Here is a 16,781-nt window from a genome sequence, read left to right as displayed (position 1 = left end):
AAATTTTGAGGGATTCCTACTCGAACCCATCTTGACGCTGAATTAGAAATTTTGGTATTTTTCCATAAACCACCACTTACTCCTCCTGCGAAAACAGTTTCGTTAGTAGTGTCGTTCGGGTCAAAAATTAACGCTCTCGTTCTTCCTCCAACATTATCTGGTCCTCGTTCTACCCAAGCATTATCAGCATCACCAGGAACTTTACGTCCTATTCTACGTTTATTTAGCTCTTCTTGAAGTTGATAAACGTTTTCTTTATGAGTTCTTCCCGTATTAGGGTTTATTTCACTCAAATACTTTTGTTCAAAATAAGCATTGGGAGGTAATCCTTGTGACTTTCTCTTCTTTTTTAGAAGTTCTCCCGTTTTTTGAAAAGGGTGATTTTGTAAAAATTCTGCATGCTGTTTTCTTAGTTTATCAATCTCTGTTTCATTGATGTCTGTAACCTTAAAAACAACACCACATATAGCTATTATTAAAAAGCTAAAAAAAAATATTTTTTTATTCATAATAAAGTGGTTAATGACTAGTATAACAGGCAGTTTTTACTTTACCCTAACTGTTTTTAACAATAATATGTTAAACCCGTTAAATTTCAATCAAAAAACCAACTATTTAACATTTTCTAACTAACATTTCCCATTAATTTTCTGTGTAATCGAATAGCATATCCGTCAGACAAGCCTGCAATGTAACTACACACTTGCATAATTCTGTCATATAAATTTTCTCTCTCTTGTTGATATTCCTCTGGAAGTAAGTTCAATACCAACTTATCGTAGTTTGACTGTTTGTTTTCAAACTTATTGTTGAGTGCAGTTACAAAAACATCTAGTAAATCAGCAATGATTTTATAGCCAGCTACCTCTTTTTCAACTACTTCTTTACTTCGATAAATTTTATCAACACTTATTTTGATGATATCGTTAATCTGTGCTTCGTATTTACACTTGTCTAACAAACCTTTATCAAAAGTTCCGTTTAAAATAGCCTCTTCGTTATCTAAAAAGATGGTAACAGCTTCATTTATTAACACGCCAATTGCTAAAGCACGCAAATAACTTACACGATCTTTTGGATGTTGTAATGAATGGTATTTTTTACTATCAATCGTATCTTTTACCAACTTAATCATGTATTCTAAGGCATAATCTTCTTCAATTAAGCCAAGATTTATTCCATCTTCAAAATCAATAATTGTGTAGCAAATATCATCCGCAGCTTCTACCAAATACGCTAATGGATGACGGTAATAAGAAATTCCTTCAGATTCTTTTTTTAACAAACCTAAATCTTCAGCAATCTCAGAAAAAGCAGGTTTTTCCGACTGAAAGAAACCGTATTTTTTATCGACAATATGTTTGGTTGGTTTCTTTGGAAGACTCTCTTTTGGATACTTTAAAAACGCTCCTAAGGTTGCATACGACAAACGTAAACCTCCTTCAATACCTTCTCTGCTTTCTGTAAGGATTTTAAATCCGTTGGCATTCCCTTCAAAATCAATCAAATCTTGATATTCTAAATCGGTTAGTTGCTCTTTATATTGAAGTCCTTTACCTGTTTTAAAATACTCTCCAATGGCCTTTTCTCCTGAATGACCGAATGGCGGATTCCCAATATCGTGCATTACCGATGCCGCAGCTACAATCGCTCCAAAATCGTTAAAGGTATATCCTAACTCTTTTAAATTTGGATGGCGCTCTAATAGCTCCTTTCCTACTCTACGACCTAAAGTTCTACCTACAACAGAAACCTCTAAACTATGCGTTAAACGTGTATGAACGAAATCAGTTTTAGATAGCGGAATTACCTGTGTTTTATCTTGTAAGCTACGAAAAGCCGATGAAAAGATAATTCTATCAAAATCTACCTCAAAACCTAAACGGGTTTCGTCTTGTTTTGCACGTTCACGTTTTTGGGTATCACCAAAACGTTTTAAAGAAAGGAGTTGTTCCCAGTTCATTATCAAATAAATTTTTTCGAAAATACAAAAAAGAGAAGCCTTTCGACTTCTCTTTATCACTTTTAATTTTGCTTCGACTGCGCTCAGCAATCTTTAATGAATAATTAAAACTAATTCTTAAGATCCACACATTAAACAATCGTCTGGTCCCTCAGCGTTTTTAGAAGCTTCTACCATCGCTTATTTAGAAGCTTCTACCATCGCTTTAAATTCATCTGTACTCATTGGCTTGTCTTCTTCTTTCTTTTCTACATTTAACGTGAATTGCTTCGCGTTTACTGCAGATTTTGTACGTAAATAGTACATTCCTGTTTTTAATCCAGATTTCCAAGCGTAGAAGTGCATTGACGTTAACTTAGCAAAGTCTGGATCTTGCATAAATAAGTTTAACGATTGAGATTGATCGATAAAATATCCTCTATGACGTGCCATATCAATAATATCTTTCATACTCATTTCCCAAACCGTTTTATATAAATCTTTTAAATCTTGTGGAATAGCATCAATATGTTGGATAGATCCGTTTGCACGCATGATATCTTCTTTCATATTATTATCCCATAAATCTAACTCTACTAAATCTTCTAATAAGTGTTTGTTTACCACAATAAACTCACCTGATAATACTCTACGAGTATAAATGTTAGAAGTATATGGTTCGAATGCTTCGTTGTTTCCTAAAATTTGAGAAGTAGATGCTGTTGGCATTGGCGCTACTAATAATGAGTTACGAACTCCGTGTTTTTTCACTTCTTTACGCAACTTCGCCCAATCCCAACGACCACTTAATTCATCATCGTTAATTCCCCACATATTGTGTTGGAATTCTCCTTGCGACATTGGTGATCCTTCAAATGTTGAATAAGCTCCTTTTGCTTTTGCAACTTCCATAGATGAAGTAACTGCTGCAAAATATAAGGTTTCAAAAATTTCTTGGTTTAATTTCTTAGCTTCTTCTGAAGTAAATGGTAAACGTAACATGATAAAAGCATCTGCTAACCCTTGAATTCCTAATCCTACCGGACGGTGACGGAAGTTTGAGTTTTCAGCTTCTTTTACTGGGTAGTAGTTACGATCGATTACAGTATCTAAATTACGTGTAACTTTTTTAGTTACTTCAAATAATTTTTGGTGATCGAAGAATTTGTTTCCGTTTTCATCCTCTGCAACAAACATTGGAATTGCAATCGATGCTAAGTTACATACTGCTACCTCATCTTCCGCAGTATATTCCATAATCTCAGTACATAAATTTGAAGAACGGATGGTTCCTAAATTCTTTTGATTTGATTTACGGTTTGCTGCATCTTTATATAACATGTACGGAGTACCTGTTTCAATTTGTGATTCTAAGATTTTCTCCCATAAATCACGTGCTTTGATCGTTTTTCTACCTTTACCAGCAGCCTCATATCCTGTATACAAACGCTCAAACTCTTCACCATAAGTGTCATATAAATGAGGACATTCGTGTGGACACATTAACGTCCATTCACCATCTTCCTGCACACGTTTCATGAATAAATCAGATATCCACATAGCATAGAATAAATCACGCGCACGCATTTCTTCTTTACCGTGGTTCTTCTTTAAGTCTAAGAAGTCATAAATATCAGCATGCCAAGGCTCTAAATACATTGCAAAAGAACCTTTACGCTTTCCTCCTCCTTGATCTACATAACGAGCAGTATCGTTAAAAACACGTAACATTGGTACAATACCATTTGATGTTCCGTTAGTACCTGCAATGTATGATCCTGTTGCACGAATATTGTGAATAGATAAACCTATACCTCCTGCAGATTGAGAAATCTTAGCTGTTTGTTTTAACGTATCATAGATTCCATCAATACTATCGTCTTGCATTTGTAATAAGAAACAAGATGACATTTGTGGTTTTGGCGTACCTGAGTTAAATAAGGTTGGTGTTGCATGGGTAAAATATTTTTTACTCATCAATTCGTATGTAGCAATTGCCTCATCAATATCTTCTTTATGAATACCAATAGCAACACGCATTAACATTTGTTGTGGACGCTCAACAATGTTTCCGTTTAACTTTAATAAATAAGAACGCTCTAATGTTTTAAAACCAAAATAATCGTAGTTAAAATCACGACTGTAAATAATTGTTGAATCTAATTTATCCGCATTATCCATGATGATTTTATATACATCATCAGCTAATAATGGCGCTGTCATTGTTTCAGAAAATGACTTCTTAGTATTTTTATGTAAGTTAGATACGGCAATTCTTGCTGCTAGTTTTGCATAATCTGGATGCGCGGTTGTCATTGTTGCAGCTACTTCAGCCGCTAAATTATCTAATTCAGAAGTAGTTACCCCATCATACAATCCCTCAATAACACGCATTGCTACTTTAACCGGATCAACGATATTGTTTAATCCGTAACACATTTTTCTAACCCTTGCTGTGATTTTATCGAACATCACAGGCTCTTTTCTGCCGTCTCTTTTTACTACATACATATTGATATTGGTTTTTAGTTGGTTAATAGCGTCGCCAAAACATCCTTAGTTAGGCAACTTGTAAAATGTTAATTTTAATTTGTTTCTTGTTGAAACGATATATAAGCTAAAGCACGTTTACTGTGCTTTAGCTGAGTAATACTGCATATAGGGGAACAGCAGCTTATTGGTTCCTAAAAATCTGCATCAAAGCTGATGCTTCCTGTACCTCCTGATTTTACTCCGGCTTTTTGGTACTCTGATACTCTTTTTTCGAAGAAATTAGTTTTTCCTTCCAAAGAAATCATTTCCATGAAATCAAATGGGTTAGTAGACTCGTACTCTTTTTCACATCCGAATTCTAAAAGTAATCTATCGGTAACATACTCTAAATACTGAGTCATTAACGTTGCGTTCATACCAATTAAACTTACTGGAAGTGATTCAGTAATAAACTCTCTTTCAATATCTAAAGCAGAAATAATGATTTCTTTAATTCTTTCTTTTGGCACCTTGTTTACTAAGTGATTGTTGTGTAAGTGTACCGCAAAATCACAGTGCATACCTTCATCACGAGAAATTAACTCGTTAGAGAAGGTTAACCCAGGTAATAACCCTCGTTTCTTTAGCCAGAAAATTGAACAGAATGATCCTGAGAAGAAAATTCCTTCTACCGCAGCAAAAGCAATTAAACGCTCAGCAAACGAATCAGATTCGATCCATTTTAATGCCCAGTCAGCTTTCTTTTTAATGGCAGGAAAAACATCAATTGCCTTAAACAACCTGTCTTTCTCCTCTTCATCTTTAATGTAGGTATCAATTAATAATGAATAGGTTTCAGAATGAATATTTTCCATCATGATTTGAAAACCATAAAAGAACTTTGCTTCTGAATACTGAACTTCATTTACAAAGTTTTCTGCTAAATTTTCATTTACAATTCCGTCAGATGCTGCAAAAAATGCTAAAACGTGCTTAATAAAGTAACGCTCATCATCTGTTAACTTGGTGTTCCAGTCGTTTAAATCTGAATGTAAATCAATTTCTTCTGCAGTCCAAAAACAAGCTTGTTGCTTTTTATACCACTCCCATAAATCGTTATGTTGGATTGGAAAAATTACAAATCTGTCTTTATTTTCTTGTAAAATTGGTTCAATAGATGCCATGCTTTTTTTAGCTCTTTTAGTGTGTTATTTTTTTCTCGCTTTGAGGGAGAAACAAAGATTGAAAAAATTGCTAAAAATTGAAAGCTTTACTTATTCACAAATCCCTTGAAGTTTTTAACAAAATGGATTTTTTTGCTGATTTTAACAAAACCAACTCCTGTCATAAAAAACTTAAAAACAAACACTTAAAAACCAAAAAATCGCTTAAACAGTGATACTCACTGAGTTTCTTGTTTGGTGTTTACACATAAAAAAAGTGATGCTAATTGCATCACTTTTTAACTTCTCCTTTTAGTGTAAAAAAGAAGGGCTTATTTTTCAACCTTTAATACATCTGCAATTATTTGTTCTATCTGTTTTTTTGGCAACGCTCCATGAGCCATTTGTGGGTCTTCTCCTACTGGACAAAATAACATTGATGGAATGCTTCTAATACCAAAAGCAGCTGATAATTCTTGATCAGCTTCTGTATCTATTTTATAAATATTGATTTTTCCTTCGTACTCATTACTCAACTCTTCTAAAACAGGAGCCAAAGCTTTACATGGCCCGCACCAATCGGCATAAAAATCAATAATTGCTGGAATTTCTCCTTCAAACTTCCACTCTTTATTCTCTTCATAATTAAAAACCTTCTTAAAGAATGTTTCCTTATTTAAATTCTCTGTCATGTTTATCTATTATATTTATGTAAAGGTAGTCGTTTTTATTTCAATAACTTTCAGTGGCATTTTTGTTAAATTCATCTTAAAAAGAATTGTTGTCATCGTTTTTCTTCTAAATTTGATCCAATTAACCAATTTTTAAATCATGAAAAGAATCCTTCTTCCCATTATTTGTGCAGGAGCTATTTTAGTTTCTTGTAAAGAAGAAAAACAATCTAAAAACGATATTAGTGTGAATTACCCTGAAACAGCTAAAAAACCTGTGATAGATGAATACTTTGGTACCAAAGTAACTGACAACTACCGTTGGTTAGAAGATGATAGAAGTGCTGAAACTGAAGCTTGGGTAAAAGCTGAAAATGAAGTTACCTTCGATTATTTAAGTAAAATTCCTTACCGCGAACAATTAAAAGAACGTTTATCTGAATTATGGAACTACGAAAAAGTAGGAACGCCATTTAAAGAAGGAGATTATACTTATTTCTATAAAAATGACGGATTACAAAACCAATACGTTATCTATAGAAAAGATAAAGACGGGAAAGAAGAAGTTTTCTTAGATCCTAACACTTTTGCTGAAGACGGAACTACATCATTAGGGTCAATCAGTTTTACTAAAGATGGAAAAACAGTAGCTTACGCTATTTCTGAAGGAGGAAGTGATTGGAGAAAGGTAATTGTAATGGATGCTGAAACTAAAGAAATTAAAGGAGATACTTTAGTTGATGTAAAATTCTCTGGAATTGCTTGGAAAGGAAACGAAGGTTTCTACTATTCTAGCTACGATAAACCAAAAGGAAGTGAGTTATCAGCAAAAACTGATCAACATAAATTATATTATCACAAATTAGGAACTCCTCAAAGTTCTGATGAAGTTATTTTTGGAGCTACTCCAGAACAAAAGCACCGTTATGTAGGTGGTTACTTAACTGAAGACAATAAATACCTATTAATTTCTGCTTCAACTTCAACTTCTGGAAACAAGTTATTCATCAAAGATTTAACGGATCCAAATAGCAAGTTAACCCCTATCATTGATAATTTTGATAGCGATACTGGTGTAATAGACAGTAGAGGAAGTAAATTATATTTAGTTACTAACTTAAACGCTCCTAACAAAAAGATTGTTACTGTTGATGCTTCAAACCCAACACCTGAAAACTGGGTAGACTTTATTCCTGAAACAGGAAATGTATTATCTCCTTCAACTGGAGGTGGATATTTCTTTGCGAAATATATGGTAGATGCTGTTTCTAAAGTAGTACAATACGATTTTGACGGAAAATTAATCCGTGAGGTTAAATTACCAGGCGTAGGAACTGCTGGTGGTTTCGGTGGAAAAACTGAGGCTAAAGAGTTATATTTCTCTTTCACAAACTACAACACGCCAAGTTCTTCTTACAAATTCAATCCAGAAGACGGAACGTATGAATTATACTGGAAACCTGCTATTTCTTTCAACGCAGATGATTATGAAAGCAAGCAAGTATTCTACACTTCAAAAGACGGAACAAAAGTTCCTATGATTATTACTTATAAAAAAGGACTAGAGTTAAATGGTAAAAACCCTACTATTTTATATGGTTATGGTGGATTCAACATTTCTTTAACTCCAAGTTTTAGTATTGCTAATGCTGTTTGGATGGAGCAAGGTGGTGTATACGCTGTACCAAACTTACGTGGTGGTGGAGAGTACGGTAAAAAATGGCACGATGCAGGTACGCAGTTAAAAAAGCAAAACGTATTTGATGATTTTATTGCTGCTGCTGAATACCTAATTAAAGAAAACTATACTTCTTCTGATTATTTAGCAATTAGAGGTGGTTCAAACGGAGGATTATTAGTAGGAGCTACGATGACACAACGTCCTGATTTAATGAAAGTAGCGTTACCTGCTGTTGGAGTATTAGATATGTTACGTTACCACACCTTTACAGCTGGAGCTGGTTGGGCTTATGACTACGGAACTTCTGAACAAAGTGAAGAAATGTTTAACTACTTAAAAGGATATTCACCAGTACACAACGTAAAAGAAGGTGTTCAATATCCTGCAACAATGGTAACTACAGGTGATCATGACGATCGTGTAGTACCTGCACATAGTTTTAAATTTGCTGCTGAATTACAAGACAAGCAACAAGGAAATAACCCTGTATTAATCAGAATTGAAACAAATGCGGGTCACGGTGCAGGAACTCCTGTAGCTAAAACTATTGAGCAATATGCTGATATTTTCGGATTCACTTTATTCAATATGGGGTTTGAATCGTTACCAAATGCTCAAAAATCAGAAATAAAGAGTTAAAAACTGTAACACTTTTATAAAAACACACTCTTATTAGAGTAAATTTACTACCTCGAGGAAAAAACCTCGAGGTAGTTTGTTAAATAAAAGATTCATTTAAAAACCACAAAAAATGAAAACCATTCACAAAATGTTGTTTACAACTGCAGTTGCTTCTTTAGGAGTTGTGGCTTGTAAAACAGACAAAAAGCCTGAAGAAAAAGTACAGGCAATTGTTTTAGAAAACATGGATACTTCGGTACAACCAACAGACGATTTCTTTAGATATGTAAACGGTTCTTGGGTTGATAAAACTGAAATTCCAGCTGATGAAACTTCTTGGGGAGGATTCAATCAATTAAGAAAAACCACTACCAAAGATGTCTTAGCCATCTTAAACAAAGCGATTGAAGAAGGAAACTTCGAAAAAATAAAAGATGCTGAAGGAAACGAAATAGATTCTGATCAAGAAAAAGCGGTAAACTACTACGAAACTATCATGGATACCGTAGCTAGAAACAACGCTGGTAAAGCACCTTTACAACCTTTTCTTCAAAAAATTGAGGAAATTAAAGACTTAAACGACGTACAAACATATATTACCAACATGGCTCCTTACGGTGGTGGTGGTTTTTACGGTTTTGGGGTATTTAACGACCTTAAAAACAGTAGCATGAATGCTGGTTATATGGGCGCTGGTGGACTTGGTTTATCTAGAGACTACTACGTAGACGAAAAAGTAAAAGACAAACTTGAAAAATATCAAGTGTTTGTAGCAAAAATGTTACAAGAATTTGGTGATGATGAAGCAACAGCTAAGAAAAATGCAGCAACTATTGTCGCTTTTGAAAAAAGTTTAGCTGAGCCAATGATGACTAAAGAAGAGCGTAGAGATACTCGTAAAATGTACAACCCCATGACTATTGCTGAATTAGCTGAATTAGCTCCAGTAATTGATTGGGAAGCGCATTTAAAAGGAATTGGTGTTGAAAATATCGAAAAAGTTATCGTTACCGATCCTAAATACTTCAAAGCTATGAACGAAGTATTAAAAAATGCTCCTATTGAAGATGTTAAATTAGTATTACGTTGGAATGCAATTAACAACTCATTAGGTTTATTATCTACCGATTTAGAAAAAGCTAATTGGGAGTTTTATAGCAAAGAAATGCGTGGAGCTAAACAACAAAAACCAAGAAATGAGCGTGCTTTAGCTAATTTAAACGGTGCAATAGGTGAAGCTTTAGGTAAATTATATGTTGACGAGAAATTCCCGCCAGAAGCAAAGCAAAAAGCTAAGGAAATGATTGATAACGTAATGTTAGGTTTTGAAAAACGTATTGCGCAATTACCTTGGATGAGTGCTGAGACTAAAGAAAAAGCTTTAGAAAAATTAAGCAAATTAACTGTTAAAATTGCATATCCTGATAAGTGGAAAGATTACACTACTTTACAAGTAAAAGGATTAGAGCAAGGAGGTACATACTTTGACAACGCCGTTAACGTTCGTAAATGGAACTTTGAAAAAGATATAGCTAAATTAGGTAAAGAAGTAGATAGAACTGAATGGGGAATGTCTCCTCAAACAGTAAATGCTTACTTTAACCCGGTAAACAATGAAATCGTTTTCCCAGCAGCAATTTTACAACCTCCTTTCTATAACTACAAAGCTGATGAAGCTGTAAACTATGGAGGAATTGGAGCAGTTATTGGTCACGAAATTTCACACAGTTTTGATGATTCTGGTGCTCGTTTCGACGGTGATGGAAACTTAAAAAATTGGTGGACTGAAGAAGATTCAGAAAAATTTAAAGAAGCTGGTTCTAAATTAATCAAACAATTTAGTGACATTGTTGCTATTGACAGTATGAACTTAAATGGTGAATTTACCTTAGGTGAAAACATTGGTGATTTAGGTGGTGTACAAGCTGCTTATGAAGGATTACAAATTTTCTTAGAAAAAAATGGTCGTCCTGAAAACATTGATGGGTATACTCCTGAGCAACGTTTCTTCCTTTCTTGGGCAACAATTTGGAGAACTAAAGTACGTGATGAGGCTTTAAAAAACCAAATCATGACAGATCCACATGCTCCTGGAAAATACAGAGCCTACATGCCTCTTAAAAATGTTGATGCTTTCTATGAAGCATTTGATGTGAAAGAAGGAGATAACATGTACTTAAAACCAGAAGATCGCGTTAGAATTTGGTAAATTCAACAAAAAAAATAAGTACCTTTAAACCAGTGTGTAAGCACTGGTTTTTTTTTTTATTTTTAATAAATAGATAATTTGGTATTGCGTATTTCAAAAAATAGTAAGTAATTCGCCTTCCTTAACTTTTTATCTTATGAAACTAATAGGAAGAGTTGAAAAAATATCCTTTTTAAACTGGGAAATTGAAGATTTGCCTGCTAAAATAGATACAGGTGCCTATACTTCTGCGATACATTGTAAGCATATTAAAGAAAAAGATGGCGTGTTAGAATTTATATTATTGTGTCCGAAAACAGAAAAATACAATAATAAATTGCTACAAACCAACAAGTATCAAGTTAAAAGTATACGGAGCTCAAACGGTAAAAAACAAAAAAGATATGTGGTATCAACATCTGTTGTTTTTTTCGATAAAAAATATAAAATAAAGCTATCTTTATCTGATAGAGGTAAAATGACCTATCCAGTTTTAATTGGTAGAAAATTTTTAAATAAAAAATTTATCGTTGATGTTTCACAAAAAAACATCACGTCAAAAGAAAAATAAAATGAAACCTGCGTAATTTAAATAATCATTAAATAAAATATTTGCTTGATTATTTTCATTAAGAAAGGTTATATTATGACTATTAAAAAAACAGTAAAAACAAACACATGAAAATTGTTGTTCTTTCTAGAAACTCAAAATTATATTCAACAAAACGTTTAGTAGAAGCAGGAGAAAAAAGAGGTCATCAAATGCTAGTATTAGATCATACAAAATGTGATTTAATTATTGAAAAAAGAAAACCAGCTATTGTATACAACCATGAGCTTATAACTGATGTAGATGCTATTATACCTCGTATCGGAGCCTCAGTTACTTTTTATGGTACTGCTGTAGTACGTCAATTTGAAATGATGAAAGTTTTTTCGGTTGTAGAGTCACAAGCCTTAGTAAGATCTAGAGATAAATTAAGCAGTTTACAAGTGTTATCTAGAGCAAATTTAGGGTTGCCAAAAACTGTTTTTACCAATTATTCTAAAGACACTTCTGAAATTATAAAAAAAGTAGGAGGTGCTCCTTTAATCATTAAATTACTAGAAGGAACACAAGGATTAGGAGTTGTATTAGCTGAAACAAAAAAAGCTGCTGAATCGGTTTTAGAGGCGTTTAACGGCCTTCAAGCTCGTGTAATCGTTCAAGAATACATTAAAGAAGCAAAAGGAGCTGATATTCGTGCATTTGTAGTTGATGGTGTGGTTGTAGGTGCTATGAAACGTCAAGGTAAAGAAGGTGAATTTAGATCGAATTTACACAGAGGTGGAACCGCTGAAATCATAGAATTAACTGATGAAGAAGAAAACGCTGCTTTAAAAGCTGCTAAAGCAATGCGATTAGGTGTTGCGGGTGTAGATATGTTACAGTCAGATAGAGGTCCGTTAATCTTAGAAGTAAACTCTTCTCCTGGTTTAGAAGGTATTGAAAAAGCCACAGGAAAAGATATCGCCAAAAGTATTATTCGCTTTGTTGAAAGAAGCGCTTAAAAATATAAACCGATACGAAAGTGTCGGTTTTTTGTTTCCTGCTAATCCGTTACTTTTGCATTTATGCTACAAGTAAACAATATTTCATTTACCTATCCTTCAAAAGAAAAAACCTTAGAAAACATCCATTTCACCTTACAAAAAGGAGAACATTTGTGTGTTATGGGTGAAAGTGGTTGCGGAAAATCAACTCTTTTAAAAATCGTTTATGGTTTGTTAGATGTTGATAAAGGAGATTTATTTTGGAATGATACTCAAATTTTAGGCCCAGAACATCACTTGGTTCCTGGAATGGAATTTTTCAAGTACGTAGCACAAGATTTTGATTTAATGCCGTTTACCTCTGTAAGTGAAAACATTAAAAAATTCCTCTCACGATTTTACCCTAAAGAAGCAGAAGAAAGAACTCAAGAACTTTTAGAAGTTATTGAAATGACAGAGCTTGCCAACGAAAAGGTAAAAAATTTAAGTGGTGGTCAGCAACAACGAGTATCTATTGCTAGAGCATTAGCCAAAGAACCTGAGTTGTTATTGTTAGATGAACCTTTTAGTCAGATAGATAATTTCAAAAAAAACTCGTTACGTAGACGATTATTCGCTTACCTAAAAAAGAAAAACATCGCTTGTATAGTAGCTACCCACGACGGAAACGATGCTTTATCTTTTGCCGACAACATGATGGTAATCCGAAATCATCAAGTACTTGCATATGGCAGTCCTTCTAACTTATACCAACATCCTAAAGAAAAATATGTGGCTTCGTTATTTGATGATGTAAATGAAATTTCAATTAACAATCAAACCATGTTGTTATACCCAAATCAACTACAAATTGTTGATGAGCCTTCCAATTTAAAAGGAACTGTGGTAAAATCTTATTTTAAAGGAGGATATTGGTTGATAGAAGTAGTTTACGATAACCAATCGATTTTTATAAATCATCAAGAAAATATTGAGGAAAAAACAACAGCCTTTTTTAAATTAAAAAAGGCTGTTTAAACCAATAATAACTATCTCATAATTATTACTCAACTATCTTAAAATAAATTTGTTTCTTAAAAAAATACACTCTTACCGTATTAAACACCAAAAGATAAAAGTGTATTGTAGTTTCTCTTTCTATTCTTGGTTATAACAACCTTTCCTGCATATAAAACAATTAGGTTTTAATTTACCCTACTTTTTTTAGAAAATTTTTTTAATCGTGTTTTTCGCTCCATTAAAATCGAAGCTTTCTCCTACTTTTTTTCCTAAAATTAGCTTTCCAATAGGTGAAGAAGGTGAGATAGCGAAGTATTTTTTATTATCAACCGTTAGTAAACCTACACTCATACTGATAAAATAATTTGTAGTAGAAGTTTCCACCACGCTGCCCAAACAAGCTGCTTCTGAAGTAATATCTATTTTCAATTTTGCTAAAACTTCTTTCATTTGAGCTATTCCACTAAGTTGTTGACTTGCTTTTTCCATTTCTAACTGAAGCATTGCCCGTCCTGTTTCATGTTTATCTCCAGCAGAACTTTTTATTTCAGATTGCAAGCTTTTTTGATGAGAAGCTATTGTTTCTTCCACCGTTTGTAAACGCTTATCTACATACGACTCACATTGTTTATATAATTCTTCTTTTATACTCATTCTTTTTATTTCAGATGAAATAGTGTTAATCTAAAAGTTCCGCAAGCTCCTTCCCTACCAAACTACCTATAGCAACTCCCATTCCTCCTAAACGAACACCACAAAATACATTGTTAGAAAGCTGCTTTATAATCGCTTTTTTCTGATTTCCAACTCCCATTATTCCACTCCATCTATGCTCTATTTTAACTTCTGTATTTGGTAAAATAGTTGTTTTTAAAATTTCTTCTAATTTGTTTTGGATAATTGCTGTTTGCCCAAAATCAGTAGTTTCTTCACCTTTAAAATCGAGATTTCTACCACCTCCAAACAAAATTCTATTATCAATATTTCTAAAATAATAATAACCTTTATCTAAATGAAAAGTTCCTTTGATGTGTAAATTTTTAATCGGCTTTGTAATTAATACCTGTGCTCTAGCGGGTTGCACGTTTTCATTCAACAGTTGATTGGCAAATCCGTTAGTTGCAAAAAATAATTTTTTAGTGTTAAATGTAATTTGGTTGGTTTCAACCTCAACTTGTTCGTTGTTTTCAATAAAATTTTTAACCTGAATATTGTTTACGATTTTAATTCCTGAAGACACTACTTTTTCTAACAATTTAGCAGCCATTTTTCCAGTATCTAGCTGTCCTTCAAACTGATTAGTTATATACTGTTGATGAATGTTTTGAAAACCAAACTTATTGTCATCAACCTTAAAAACTTCCGAAGAAAATAAGGGTTTTAATAATTCATTTATCTTCGATTTCTGTGCTAAACACGATTCGTACAATTCTGTAGTTAAAAATAATTCGTATCCTTTATTTTGCTGAAAATCGATGTTTTTATCACCTAAAGTTGTTCGTAACAACTGTAATCCTTCCCAACGTTTTTTTACCAAACTAACAACTTCTTCTTCAGTATGTGTGTTTAAATCATCTATGAGTTCAGATAAACTTCCAAAGCAGGCAAAACCAGCATTTTTAGTGCTAGCTCCTTGAGGTAACATTCCTTTTTCTAGAATTAGAATTTTTGCTTTTGGATGCATTTTTCGCAACTGTAATGCACAATTCAATCCTACAATTCCACTACCAACTACAGTAAAATCTACAGTTGTAAACCACTCTTTTAGCTCCCAATAACTGAAATTCAACATCATATAAATCTGATTATATTTGTGACTTGGCACATTCCTTGAATGTCTAAATTTAAACATTAAAAAAGTAATTCTATGAAACTAATCGGAATCTTAATTTTAGCTTTTAGTCTAACACAATGCGCAAGTGTAAAAATGGAAAATAATCATCCTTTTAAAATAGAATCAGCAAGTTATTCTCACGTTACAGGAGGTGTAAAAGGCAGCTATAATTCTACTAATTTAATTATCAATTTTACTGCTAAAGAGCCTGTTGATTTTCAAAAAGTATATTTTCAAAACAGAATAACTAATGCAGTAATAGAGCAACATAACGATAAACAATATATTGCTGCACGTTATAAAACCTCATCAGATGAAGATAGAAAAGACTTGATTTTACATGCAGATCCTAAAGAGGAATTTGGTAATACACCTAATGATCTTACAGAAAAATTTCCTTTTGAATTGAAAGAAAATGAAGCGATGGTTTCGTATACAATTGGTGATAAAATTCACTATGTAAAAGTGGAAAATATCGAAAAGAAAAAAAAGATTTTTATGCAGTAAATCTGTTAAACGTAACTATCAAAAACACCTCTTTTGGAGGTGTTTTTTATTTTTGGCACGTAATTTGGAAACTCATAAGCATAACCATAAAACGAAAGCTTATGAAACGTATAAAATTACTTTTATTACTACTTGTTGGTAGCGTAACACTTACTTCATGTGTTGTAAGAAATGAAATTGTACATGATGGATTTGGAGATGATGGTTTTTCATTACGTCAATATATTTCGAGTTATGATTTATGGTATGTAGATTATCACAAAACAACAGGTACAGGCGATGTTCCATTTTTATCAAGAGCGTTTACCATTTCCTTTTTAAACGGAACCATGTATGCAAACAACAATATTGTTGATATCGGTCATACAGGAAACGGTTTAGGAATTGCAGTTGGAAGCTACGGAACTTATGGAACTGTATTAGAAACTCGACACGATATAGATGGATATTTTGAATTTGAGGTAGTACAACTTTCAGATAATAGAATTCGAATTGATGATTTATCACAAAATGTGAGTTACTATTTGGTTGGATACCAAAGAAATGAATTTGATTATGACATGTTGTTCTATGATAATATTGAATACTTTTTACAAGAGTATATAGCCTGGGAAAAAACTGGAGAATCTGTAGCAGGAATTAACAACCCTTTTGATTATGAAAATTACTTACAGTTTACTCCAGAAAATGATGTAACATTCTATTCATCTCACGATCCTTTTGGCACAAATGTTGCTAATATTAATTGGAATTTTAAGGGAAGTTATGTAGTTCGTAATGTTCAAGGCGAACAGAACTTAAAATATTTAACACTTAATTATGATAACGGAGATACTGAAGAATTTGACTTAACCGTTATTAATGATGGTGAGATAGAACTGTATCAAGTAAATTCTCAAAGAACCTATGTTTTTTCTGGTAGAGGATTTATACAATACAAAAAAGGTGAAAGTACCACTAGTACTAAACCAGCTGTAAGGAATAGCGGTAGAAAACGTACTAAGATAGAAAGAGAAACATTTCCGAAAAGGAAGTAAAAATAAAGTTTGGTTAGTTGATTTTTGGTTGGTGTAGTAGCCAACTAAAAGGATCGCGTTTTTTCATTTTATACCAGTTCTTAATTGAAATTACACTAAATAAAAAGTAGGTATTTTTTGTTTAGACGAGAAA

13 protein-coding genes and 1 pseudogene are annotated in these 16,781 nt (G+C 33.0%); 7 read left to right on the top strand and 7 right to left on the bottom strand.

Features of this window, described 5'->3' with window-relative positions; genetic code table 11:
- The 5 genes and pseudogenes from OU788_RS04925 to trxA all read right to left on the bottom strand — a co-directional run.
- Positions 1-509, bottom strand: a pseudogene (locus OU788_RS04925) (hypothetical protein); the annotation flags it as partial.
- A 116-nt stretch (positions 510-625) separates the two neighbouring features.
- On the bottom strand, positions 626-1,963 hold the full coding sequence (locus OU788_RS04920) for a deoxyguanosinetriphosphate triphosphohydrolase (RefSeq protein WP_274634123.1): 1,338 nt from the start codon (positions 1,961-1,963) through the stop codon (positions 626-628).
- 180 nt (positions 1,964-2,143) lie between these two features.
- Positions 2,144-4,453 carry a ribonucleoside-diphosphate reductase subunit alpha gene (locus OU788_RS04915; protein ID WP_446751477.1) on the bottom strand — a complete coding sequence of 770 codons (2,310 nt, stop codon included), beginning with the start codon at positions 4,451-4,453 and terminating at the stop codon, positions 2,144-2,146.
- A gap of 173 nt (positions 4,454-4,626) precedes the next feature.
- The gene (locus OU788_RS04910; RefSeq protein ID WP_274634122.1) at positions 4,627-5,598 is read right to left on the bottom strand and encodes a ribonucleotide-diphosphate reductase subunit beta; all 972 of its coding nucleotides are present in this window, start codon (positions 5,596-5,598) and stop codon (positions 4,627-4,629) included.
- Positions 5,599-5,909: 311 nt separating this feature from the next.
- Positions 5,910-6,269, bottom strand: coding sequence for a thioredoxin (trxA, locus tag OU788_RS04905; RefSeq protein WP_274634121.1), 360 nt, complete (start codon positions 6,267-6,269; stop codon positions 5,910-5,912).
- Positions 6,270-6,408: 139 nt separating this feature from the next.
- On the opposite strand from trxA, the gene OU788_RS04900 reads away from it, so the two are divergent.
- The 5 genes from OU788_RS04900 to OU788_RS04880 all read left to right on the top strand — a co-directional run bounded on the left by OU788_RS04900 (position 6,409) and on the right by OU788_RS04880 (position 13,288).
- On the top strand, positions 6,409-8,568 hold the full coding sequence (locus OU788_RS04900) for a prolyl oligopeptidase family serine peptidase (RefSeq protein WP_274634120.1): 2,160 nt from the start codon (positions 6,409-6,411) through the stop codon (positions 8,566-8,568).
- 112 nt (positions 8,569-8,680) lie between these two features.
- A complete protein-coding gene (locus OU788_RS04895; RefSeq protein ID WP_274634119.1) occupies positions 8,681-10,759 on the top strand; it encodes a M13 family metallopeptidase in 2,079 nt (692 codons plus the stop codon).
- A gap of 136 nt (positions 10,760-10,895) precedes the next feature.
- On the top strand, positions 10,896-11,309 hold the full coding sequence (locus tag OU788_RS04890) for an ATP-dependent zinc protease family protein (protein WP_274634118.1): 414 nt from the start codon (positions 10,896-10,898) through the stop codon (positions 11,307-11,309).
- 107 nt (positions 11,310-11,416) lie between these two features.
- Entirely contained in the window at positions 11,417-12,289 is an 873-nt protein-coding gene (gene rimK, locus OU788_RS04885; protein WP_274634117.1) for a 30S ribosomal protein S6--L-glutamate ligase, read from the top strand.
- Between the two features lie 63 nt (positions 12,290-12,352).
- Entirely contained in the window at positions 12,353-13,288 is a 936-nt protein-coding gene (locus OU788_RS04880) for an ABC transporter ATP-binding protein (RefSeq protein ID WP_274634116.1), read from the top strand.
- Between the two features lie 186 nt (positions 13,289-13,474).
- On the opposite strand, the gene OU788_RS04875 is transcribed toward OU788_RS04880, so the two are convergent.
- Together OU788_RS04875 and OU788_RS04870 are read right to left on the bottom strand one after the other, a co-directional pair.
- A complete protein-coding gene (locus OU788_RS04875; protein WP_274634115.1) occupies positions 13,475-13,924 on the bottom strand; it encodes a 3-oxoacyl-ACP synthase in 450 nt (149 codons plus the stop codon).
- 25 nt (positions 13,925-13,949) lie between these two features.
- Positions 13,950-15,059 carry an NAD(P)/FAD-dependent oxidoreductase gene (locus OU788_RS04870; RefSeq protein WP_274634125.1) on the bottom strand — a complete coding sequence of 370 codons (1,110 nt, stop codon included), beginning with the start codon at positions 15,057-15,059 and terminating at the stop codon, positions 13,950-13,952.
- Positions 15,060-15,197: 138 nt separating this feature from the next.
- Here OU788_RS04870 and OU788_RS04865 point away from each other — a divergent pair, with 138 nt between their 5' ends.
- Together OU788_RS04865 and OU788_RS04860 are read left to right on the top strand one after the other, a co-directional pair.
- Positions 15,198-15,611, top strand: a complete 414-nt coding sequence (locus tag OU788_RS04865; protein ID WP_274634114.1) for a hypothetical protein — start codon at positions 15,198-15,200, stop codon at positions 15,609-15,611.
- 101 nt (positions 15,612-15,712) lie between these two features.
- Positions 15,713-16,648 carry a hypothetical protein gene (locus OU788_RS04860; protein WP_274634113.1) on the top strand — a complete coding sequence of 312 codons (936 nt, stop codon included), beginning with the start codon at positions 15,713-15,715 and terminating at the stop codon, positions 16,646-16,648.
- The last annotated feature ends 133 nt before the right edge of the window (positions 16,649-16,781 follow it).

It is taken from the genome of Tenacibaculum sp. L6 (assembly GCF_028823685.1).
GTDB lineage: Bacteria > Bacteroidota > Bacteroidia > Flavobacteriales > Flavobacteriaceae > Polaribacter.
Note: the sequence above shows the minus strand (reverse complement) of the source record. Positions and strands in the feature narration are given on the sequence as shown.

Coding starts and splice junctions, on each gene's coding strand:
- OU788_RS04920 (WP_274634123.1), bottom strand. CDS start 1,963: ATGAACTGGGAACAACTCCTTTCTTTAAAACGTTTTGGTGATACCCAA.
- OU788_RS04915 (WP_446751477.1), bottom strand. CDS start 4,453: ATGTATGTAGTAAAAAGAGACGGCAGAAAAGAGCCTGTGATGTTCGAT.
- OU788_RS04910 (WP_274634122.1), bottom strand. CDS start 5,598: ATGGCATCTATTGAACCAATTTTACAAGAAAATAAAGACAGATTTGTA.
- trxA (WP_274634121.1), bottom strand. CDS start 6,269: ATGACAGAGAATTTAAATAAGGAAACATTCTTTAAGAAGGTTTTTAAT.
- OU788_RS04900 (WP_274634120.1), top strand. CDS start 6,409: ATGAAAAGAATCCTTCTTCCCATTATTTGTGCAGGAGCTATTTTAGTT.
- OU788_RS04895 (WP_274634119.1), top strand. CDS start 8,681: ATGAAAACCATTCACAAAATGTTGTTTACAACTGCAGTTGCTTCTTTA.
- OU788_RS04890 (WP_274634118.1), top strand. CDS start 10,896: ATGAAACTAATAGGAAGAGTTGAAAAAATATCCTTTTTAAACTGGGAA.
- rimK (WP_274634117.1), top strand. CDS start 11,417: ATGAAAATTGTTGTTCTTTCTAGAAACTCAAAATTATATTCAACAAAA.
- OU788_RS04880 (WP_274634116.1), top strand. CDS start 12,353: ATGCTACAAGTAAACAATATTTCATTTACCTATCCTTCAAAAGAAAAA.
- OU788_RS04875 (WP_274634115.1), bottom strand. CDS start 13,924: ATGAGTATAAAAGAAGAATTATATAAACAATGTGAGTCGTATGTAGAT.
- OU788_RS04865 (WP_274634114.1), top strand. CDS start 15,198: ATGGAAAATAATCATCCTTTTAAAATAGAATCAGCAAGTTATTCTCAC.
- OU788_RS04860 (WP_274634113.1), top strand. CDS start 15,713: ATGAAACGTATAAAATTACTTTTATTACTACTTGTTGGTAGCGTAACA.